Genomic DNA, 8,227 nt, shown 5'->3' with positions numbered 1-8,227 from the left:
GGGTGGGTGGTTTTTTTTTTTCTCTTGGGGGGGGGGGCGGGGGGGGGCCACCCCCGCCCGCCCGCGGGGGGGGGGGCGCCCGCCCCCCCCCCCCCACGTCTTGTCCAGGCATCGGCTCCGCCTCTGGGTCCGATGCGCAGAAGCCGGAGACGATGATGTCGCGTATTGGAATCCATTCTTTCGTCTGGTCGGCGAGTTCGGCACAGGCCGATCTCGAACGGACGTTGGCCAACACCAGGGAGGCCGGCTTCGACCTTATCGAATTCTCCTATCTCGACCCCGCCAATGTCGACATAAGCGGGCTCGCCAGGCGCATCGCCGATCTTGGCCTCGGCGTGGTGATCAGCATCGGATTGCCTGGTGATGGCGATATTTCGAGCGCCGACAACGCGATTGCCGCGCGCGGCGTCGAAATCCTCAACGACACCATCGCGCTGACGCGCGATCTCGGCGGCCGGAAGGTTGCCGGCATTCTCTCGACCAGCCACGGATTGCAGACGCTAGCGCCGACGCGCGATCAATGGCAGCGCAGTGCCGGCACGCTGGCCAAGGTTGCCGAGACAGCCAAGGCGGCCGGCGTCACGCTCAACCTCGAGATCGTCAACCGCTTCGAAAGCAATCTGCTCAACACCGCCGCGCAAGGGCTGGCCTTCATCGAGGATACCGGCTCGGACAACATCTTCCTGCATCTCGACACCTTCCACATGAACATCGAGGAGGCCGATGTCGGGCTGGCCATCCGTCAAGCCGCGGATAAGATCGGCTATGTCCATATCGGCGAAAGCCATCGCGGCTTCCTCGGCACCGGCAATATCGACTTCGCCGCGATCTTCGATGCGCTCACGGCCATCGGCTACAGCGACGACCTCAGCTTCGAATCCTTCTCTTCGGAAATCGTCGATGAGAACCTGTCGAAGAAGACCGCGATCTGGCGCAATCTGTGGACGGACAACATGGCGCTGGCCAAGCACGCGCGCGCCTTCATCGGGCTCGGGCTGGAGACGGCAAGGCGCAAGGCCGAGCTGGTTTCGGCACGGCACAAACCCTAACCCGCCCGTCGAGAGCCGAAGGACGCGGGCGTGTCGTGCGCCGCACGGCAGGGCTCCGAACTCGGATTAACAAAAGGTCTCGTGGAAGCCAGTGTTGGCAGCTTTTGTGACGCTAGTTTTTTTGCGATAGGAATTTTTTCTTGACTCCGTGCCCTCAGCTATGGTACGTATTCGTCCATGGTGCTGATTTGCGCCAATGACCCGCCGCACAGGCGGGTTTTTCGTTTGATGCTCCGTCAGCCAACGTGCCGGCGAAAGGCGCCGAAGGAACCCGTTAACGAGTTCGTTGCCCTTCGCCGTATGGCGCCGGCATTGCTCGCGGCAAGTGCATCGGTTATCTGACCGGACAGGCAAACAACGCCACGCAATGCACCAAACGGAGCCCAGGACATGACACGCAGCACGATCCTCAAATTCGGCGCCGTCGAGAACGCGGAAGCCGGCGATCTGGCCGGCTGGGTCGTGGTCGAGGGCAAGCCGACCATGCAAACCGCCGTCCAGCACACGACCGAGGACGGCAAGGTGTTGTCGGGGACATGGCGCGCGACGCCCGGCACTTATCACGCCACCTATACCGACTATGAGTTCGTGCACATGATCGCCGGCCGCATCATCATCACGCCGGACGGCGGCACGCCGGTCGAGGTCGGCCCCGGCGATGCCTTCGTGGTGGAAGCGGATTTCAAGGGAACCTGGAAGATCATCGAGTCGGTGACGAAGCATTTTGTCGTCAGGGTCGGCTGAAGCGGGCTGATCGCAGTTGCATCGTGAAAAACCCGTCATGGTTCGCCATGGCGGGTTTTCCATATTGGCGATGGCGCCTTAAGTCTTTGATCGTACATGGCGATTCCGACAGGAATCGGTGGCCCCGTCGCTATCCTTGAGGTGCTCCAGAGGAATCACGGTTGGATCATCATCCAAGGTGTCCTCGGTCGAGCCGAGTCCGGCGCGAGCAACGCCACTGGCAAAATCGCTGTCGACCACTGCCGTCGTGGCCGTCAGGCTTGATTCTGCTGCGGGAGATCAATACCGACTTCCCTTCCTCGATCGCGACATCAGTCAGGCAGTCCTTGATCAGTTTCCGCCGATCCATGCCTGAAAGTCATTCGCGACAATCTCCAGCGACCATCACCGTCTTTCCGTAACTGTCTCGGCAAAACACTTTGCCAGATCTTGCGGCGCTCCGAGCTTCGTAGCCCAGGATACCAGTTCAGGTTTTTCCGATGGAGTGGCATAGCCGCCCCATACTTCACGAAACTGCCTTTTTCCATTGACTGTCTGGAAGAACATCATGCCGTCTTCGGCCACCGGCGTGGAGACATAAATGGCACTCCAGTCCCCGCTTTCCAGAATCGCCTGGAATTTCACCTGGGCGGGTTTGACCTTGTCGGTCATCGCCGATGCAACGAGAGGACGAAACTCCTGTTTGCGCGCCGTCGTCACGTCGACCTTTACGCCGTGGCAGTCGCTATTCGCGGCGAAAGCGGACGTCAGCGTCATTCCGAGCCCCGCGAGGCCGATCACAACGATCTTGGCATGTCGCTGGCCGTCGAATTCAGACATAGTTGGCCTCCTTCTTCTTCGCCTCAGGGTTCTATCAATTAGAATCGTCATCGGCCGACGAACTGTCATCGGCCGGCGTATCGACCTCGCAGCCGATGCCGTGGCATCCCTGGTAATTGCCCTGCGTATCGAAATTCGGATTTCCTTGTTTGTCGTACTGCGGCCTGTCGTCGATGCTTTGATCGCCATCATCAGGGTCGTCGACCTGGCATCCCAGCCCATGGCAGCCGATGTAGCGGCCACGCGTATCGAAGTTCGGATTGCCGTTCCTGTCGTATTGCGGCCGGTCATCGATCTCCCGATTTTTTTGCTGAGGCCGATCGACCAGGCAGCCATTTCCGCGACAGCCATCGTAGTCATCGGTGGTGCATCCGGCGACCGCCACCAAGGCAGTGGCGATGATCGCATAGACTGTGAATTTCATGGTTCATTCCTCGACTGGCTGGCGGCTGCGGATTGTCCGTCAAATGTGTAGCTCGACGACCAAGAGCAGCCTGGGATGGAGATGGTCCACAGCCTCAAAAGAAGAGCGGGCAGGATCGAGCCCGCGGGAGGCCGCATCAGCGGATGTCGATTTCCCTTTCCATGCTTAGCGCCCGTCCGCCCAAGCATGCAGCAATCCGCGGACGCGGATGCTGTTGCCAAAAAGCTGCATCCCGAGTCGGCCTGAAGCAAGGAAAAAGTAGCATAGCGCGGGTTGAATTTTTCAAATGCTTAATAATATGGAAAATAGTCTGGAGTTCTCGACGATTGCCTTAGCGGTCACTGAAATGCTGCCAGCAGTAAGTTATGTCAATACATAAATATAATTTATTTCGGTAATCTGTTTCGCTTCGCAAATATATCGCATCGTTGTTTCAAATTAATACCCGAATGGAAAAGGCATATCCCTGAATGACTTCTTTTTGGATAGATTATGGCCTGATGTGTTGTAAGGTTGGTTTTCGTTCCAGGCCAGACCGTTGCATAAATCCGGAAGAAAAGCTGCCGGTACGACAGGTTGTTTTCCGAGCTGCCGCATGCCGCAAAACAGCCGATCGGATCGTCCTGCGCCCCGCAACACCGCGCGAGGGCCGGTCGCCGCTCTTCCATGGACGCGCCAGGCTTTCCGGTTTCTGGCGAAACTCTCTTGCCGTCCTCGACCGGGTTGAGATGCCAATACGGAAAGGATCGCCATGCGGACCTGGTGCAGGCTAGCCGGCTCCTTCATTCTGCTCCTCATGTTCCTGTGGCCGCAAGTTTCAGCCCAGGCGCAACAGCCTTCCGAGCCCTTGAACGTCGGCCTTTTCGTCAACCCTCCCTTCGTCATGAAAGACAAGGGGTGGCAGTTCACCGGCATGGCGGTCGATCTTTGGGAGGGCCTTGCGGCTAAACTCGGCCACCAGTATCGCTACATCCAGTTCGACACCATGCACGATCTGGTTCTGGCGGCCGCTTCCGGCAAAATCGACGTAGCGGTGACCAATCTGACGATCAATCAATCCCGGGCCGAACTGCTCGACTTCACCCAGCCCTGGTTCGACGGCGGCATGCGGATCATGACCAGCACTGAGCAGGGAAAGGGCTTCGGCAATCTGATCGCGGGTCTTGGCGATGCCGGCTTCCTAAAAGCCTATGCCTGGATAGCCCTGATCATTGTCGCTGCCACGGTCTTGCTCACCTTCTTCGATCGCCAGTTCGACGAGGCTTTCCCCAAGCGATGGCGCGACGGCTTTGCCGAGAGCTTCTATTCAGTGATGTCGGTCGCGACATCCGGCAAGTCGCCTTCGCGAAAGAACCTGTTCGGCTGGGTCGGCCGTATCTGGCAGGGGCTGTGGCTGGTTTGTGGCATCGCCGTCCTTGCCTATGTCACCTCGTCGGTGACGAGCGTGATGACGACCCTTTCCCTCACAAACAAGATCAATGGCCTCGCCGATCTGACCGACAGGCCGGTCGGTGTGCTGACAGGCACCGTCGAGGAGGAGTTTGCCCGGCAACAGGGGCTTCAAACCCTCACCTACGCCGGGCTCGATCGCGCCGTCGACGGTCTCGTGAATGGCGACGTCGCTGCAATCATCGCCGATGCCCCCGTTCTCGAATACCACGCCTACACCCATCCCGATCTACCGGTGAAGGTGGTCGGGCCACTGTTCGAACCTGACAAGTACGGCTTCGCGCTTCCGCGACAGAGCCTCCTGACTCGCCCACTAACGATAGAATTGCTTGGTGCTCATGATACGGGCGAGATCGACGATCTGCGGACCAAGTATTTTGGGTCGGATAAATGATGTTGGGAGGCAATCGGCAGTGAGCGTTGGAATTACGGTGACAGTGCATTTTTTGCCGTGGAACTGCAGTGACGCTGCCCTTTGCCGCATCCAGGCGGTTGCCGTTTTATACGCCGTACGCGCCTCACCGTCCTCCGACCACCTGCCGCCCTCCGCCGCCAACCCTGTGGATAGACCCCCAATACCCCCATCATTCCCGACATCTGCTTGCAAGAAGCCCTAGACTTGGTCTCAGGGGAATCAAGTGTATGGCAATCGGGTCCGGTCATCGCGTCGTGTTGTGCACGTTGCTGGCGATTGCCGGCTGCACCTCCGCGCCGGGCAAGGACTTCTTCACCGAGACCATCGACAGCCTGCATGCCAAGAACTCGCCTTTGCGGGCGGGCTATACCGGTCCCGGAGCCATCACCTCGGCCGCCGGCCAGGCGCAGCGCTTCAACGGCACGCAGTATCAGGGCTCGGGCCAGTTCGTCTCCTCCGGCGCGCCTGTCGCCAAGGTGACGACAGACGGTTCGGGCCAGTTCGAGCTCAACCTGATCAATGCGCCGATCACCGAGGCGGCCAAAGCGGTTCTGGGCGATGCGCTGCACCTCAACTACATCGTCGATCCGCGCGTGCAGGGCACGGTGACCTTGCAAACATCGCAGCCGGTGTCGAAGGACGCGCTGGTCGACATCCTGCAATCGGCGCTCGCGGTGAATTCCGCCGGCATCACCAACCGCGCAGGCACCTATCAGATCGTGCCGCTTTCCGAGATCATGTCCAGCACACCGCCGGTCAGTGTGCCTTCGGTTTCGCCGTCCGGCCCCGGCGTCAAGGTGCAGGTGCTGCAGCTGCAATTCATCGCCGCCGACGAGATGAAGACCATTCTCGAACCGATCACCCGACAGGGCTCGGTGCTGCGGGTCGATTCCGTTCGCAACCTGATCACGGTCGCCGGCAACGACAGCGACCTCAATGCTATCAGAGAAGCTGTCTCGGTATTCGACGTCGACTGGATGCGCGGCATGTCGGTGGCGCTGCATCCGCTCAAGACCTCCAAGCCGGAGGCGGTTGCCGCCGAACTCGATTCCATCTTCGGCACCAAGGAAGGTCCCGGCGCCAAGCTCATCCAGTTCATCCCCAACGACAGGCTGAATTCGGTGCTGGTGATCACGTCGCGCCCGGCCTATCTCGCCCGTGCCGCGACCTGGATCAACAAGCTCGATCGGCTGGCCGAGACGAACGAAGACCAGCTTTTCGTCTACCAGATCCAGAACCGTCCGGCCAAGGAACTGGCTGCGGTGTTGAGCTCCGTGCTTGGCACCACGGTCAAGACCGAGGGAGATACAGGCGGCTCGAATGTGTCGCCCGACCAGACGCCGATCGCCATGCAATCGGATGGCGTCACGCCGGTGCCACTGACCGGGCCGTCGCCTTCGATGCCGATGCAGGATGGACAGGCGACCGCCCACGCCACGGTCGTCGCCGATGTCGAAAACAATGCGCTGCTGATCCAGACCACAGCGCGCGACTACGAACGCATCGAGCAGATCCTGGCCAAGGTCGACGTGCTGCCGACGCAAGTCATGCTGGAGGCTGTCATCGCCGAAGTGACGCTCAACGACGATTTGAAATACGGACTGCGCTGGTTCTTCGAGAATGGCGGCATGAACATCTCGGTGACCGACGTGGCAAAGGGCGTTGCCGCAGCGGCACTGCCTGGCTTCAATTGGAGCTACGCCACCGACAACATCCAGGTGACGCTGAATGCACTTTCCAGCATCACCGACGTCAATGTCATCTCGGCGCCGACCATCATGGCGCTGAACAACCAGAAGGCGATCTTGCAGGTCGGCGACCAGGTCCCGATCGCCACAAGGCAAGTGGTGGATCAGACGCTCGGCAGTTCGCCGGTCGTCTCGGTCGAGATGAAGGACACCGGTGTCATCCTGACGGTGACGCCACGAATCAACAATGCCGGCAGGGTCATGCTCGACATCCAGCAGGAGGTCAGCAATGTCACCAGGACGACCAGCTCCGGCATCGATTCGCCGACCATCCAGCAGCGCAAGATTCAGACTCGCGTCCTGGTCAATGACGGCGAGAGCCTGGCGCTGGGCGGCCTGATCCAGTCGCGCAACAATGTCGACCGCACGCAAGTGCCCATCCTCGGCGATATCCCAATCATCGGCAACGCGTTCAAGCAGAAGACGGACAGTATCGGACGCACCGAACTGATCATCTTCATCAGGCCGCATGTCGTGCGCGACATCAACGAAGCGCGCGAAGTGACGGACGAATTCCGCGGCAAGATCAGCTTGCAGACGCCGATCCAGAAGCGACGCGGCGGCACCAAACTGCAACAGGACTTGAAGAGGCTGGCGTATTGACGATGGCTGTGCACTCATCCCTCGTGCTGGCTGCCACCATCGCCCTGGCGGCTATTCTATGCGCCATTTCGATCGCCGATTTCCGCCGGCAGATCATCCCGGACGGGCTCAGCCTGGCCCTGGCCGGCATCGGCCTTGTCTATCAGATGGCGACGCAGGCGGACGGCCTACCGGCGCGGCTGCTGTTCGCCGCCGCGACCTTTGCCGCTGCCTGGTTGATCCGGCGCGGCCATTTTCTGATGACCGGCCGGATTGGCCTCGGCCTCGGCGACGTCAAGATGCTGGCCGCCGCCGCATGCTGGATCAGCCCGCTGCTGTTGCCGGTGCTGCTGTTCGTCGCCAGCGCCAGCGCTTTGCTGTTCGTCGGCGGGCTGGTGGTCGCGACAGGGCCGGCGGCGGCCAAAGCCCGTGTCGCCTTCGGCCCGTTCATCGCCATCGGCCTCTGTTGCAGCTGGGCACTGGAGCAATTTGCAGGTTTGGACATGGGACTGCTCTGATGATCACTCCACGCTTTACCTCTGAAAAATCCCGCCGCGTCAGAAAATCTGGCGGCGAAAGCGACGATCGCGAAAGCGGCTTCACCCTGGTCGAGCTTCTGGTCGTGCTCGCCATCATCGCGCTGATTGCCACGCTCGCAGCACCTCAGGTGCTGCGCTATCTCGGCTCGGCCAGGACCAACGCGGCCAAGGCGCAAGTCCGCAACATCGAAAGCGCGCTCGAACTCTACTATGTCGACAATGCGAAATATCCGACGGCGGAGGAGGGGCTCTCGGCGCTGGTCGCGGCGCCCGCCGGCGAAGCGCGTTGGAACGGCCCTTACCTCAAGGGAACGACCGGTCTCAAGGATCCGTGGGGGAGGCCGTATTCCTACGAAGTGAAGGCCGATGCGAGCGGCGTGGTCATCCGCAGCCTTGGAAAAGACGGCAAGCCCGATGGAACCGGCGAAGACCAGGACATCAGCAACTGATTTTTCTGT

At 60.4% G+C, this 8,227-nt stretch carries 8 protein-coding genes; 6 read left to right on the top strand and 2 right to left on the bottom strand.

The annotated features are described in order from the left end of the window. Positions 1–155 precede the first annotated feature (155 nt). Together NKI38_RS16440 and NKI38_RS16435 are read left to right on the top strand one after the other, a co-directional pair. Positions 156–1,049 (top strand): sugar phosphate isomerase/epimerase family protein, encoded by an 894-nt coding sequence (locus NKI38_RS16440; RefSeq protein WP_352659251.1) that lies wholly within the window; start codon positions 156–158, stop codon positions 1,047–1,049. Between the two features lie 390 nt (positions 1,050–1,439). Further along, a complete protein-coding gene (locus NKI38_RS16435) occupies positions 1,440–1,793 on the top strand; it encodes a cupin domain-containing protein (protein ID WP_352659249.1) in 354 nt (117 codons plus the stop codon). Between the two features lie 384 nt (positions 1,794–2,177). On the opposite strand, the gene NKI38_RS16430 is transcribed toward NKI38_RS16435, so the two are convergent. After that, complete coding sequence (locus tag NKI38_RS16430; RefSeq protein WP_352659247.1) at positions 2,178–2,612, bottom strand: hypothetical protein; 435 nt, start codon at positions 2,610–2,612, stop codon at positions 2,178–2,180. A 34-nt stretch (positions 2,613–2,646) separates the two neighbouring features. Next, the gene (locus NKI38_RS16425; protein WP_352659245.1) at positions 2,647–3,036 is read right to left on the bottom strand and encodes a hypothetical protein; all 390 of its coding nucleotides are present in this window, start codon (positions 3,034–3,036) and stop codon (positions 2,647–2,649) included. Between the two features lie 847 nt (positions 3,037–3,883). Here NKI38_RS16425 and NKI38_RS16420 point away from each other — a divergent pair. From NKI38_RS16420 to gspG, 4 genes are all read left to right on the top strand, one after another. Then, complete coding sequence (locus NKI38_RS16420) at positions 3,884–4,879, top strand: transporter substrate-binding domain-containing protein (protein ID WP_352659243.1); 996 nt, start codon at positions 3,884–3,886, stop codon at positions 4,877–4,879. A gap of 248 nt (positions 4,880–5,127) precedes the next feature. Then, a complete protein-coding gene (gspD, locus tag NKI38_RS16415) occupies positions 5,128–7,251 on the top strand; it encodes a type II secretion system secretin GspD (protein WP_352659241.1) in 2,124 nt (707 codons plus the stop codon). Positions 7,252–7,253: 2 nt separating this feature from the next. Continuing rightward, a complete protein-coding gene (locus tag NKI38_RS16410; protein WP_352659239.1) occupies positions 7,254–7,748 on the top strand; it encodes a prepilin peptidase in 495 nt (164 codons plus the stop codon). Continuing rightward, complete coding sequence (gspG, locus tag NKI38_RS16405) at positions 7,748–8,218, top strand: type II secretion system major pseudopilin GspG (RefSeq protein WP_352659237.1); 471 nt, start codon at positions 7,748–7,750, stop codon at positions 8,216–8,218. Before NKI38_RS16410 ends, gspG begins: the two co-directional genes overlap by 1 nt. Positions 8,219–8,227: the final 9 nt, after the last annotated feature.

Source organism: Mesorhizobium sp. M0621, assembly GCF_040320745.1.
In the GTDB taxonomy this organism is placed as follows: Bacteria; Pseudomonadota; Alphaproteobacteria; order Rhizobiales; family Rhizobiaceae; genus Mesorhizobium.
This window is presented reverse-complemented; position numbering and strand designations above follow the sequence as displayed.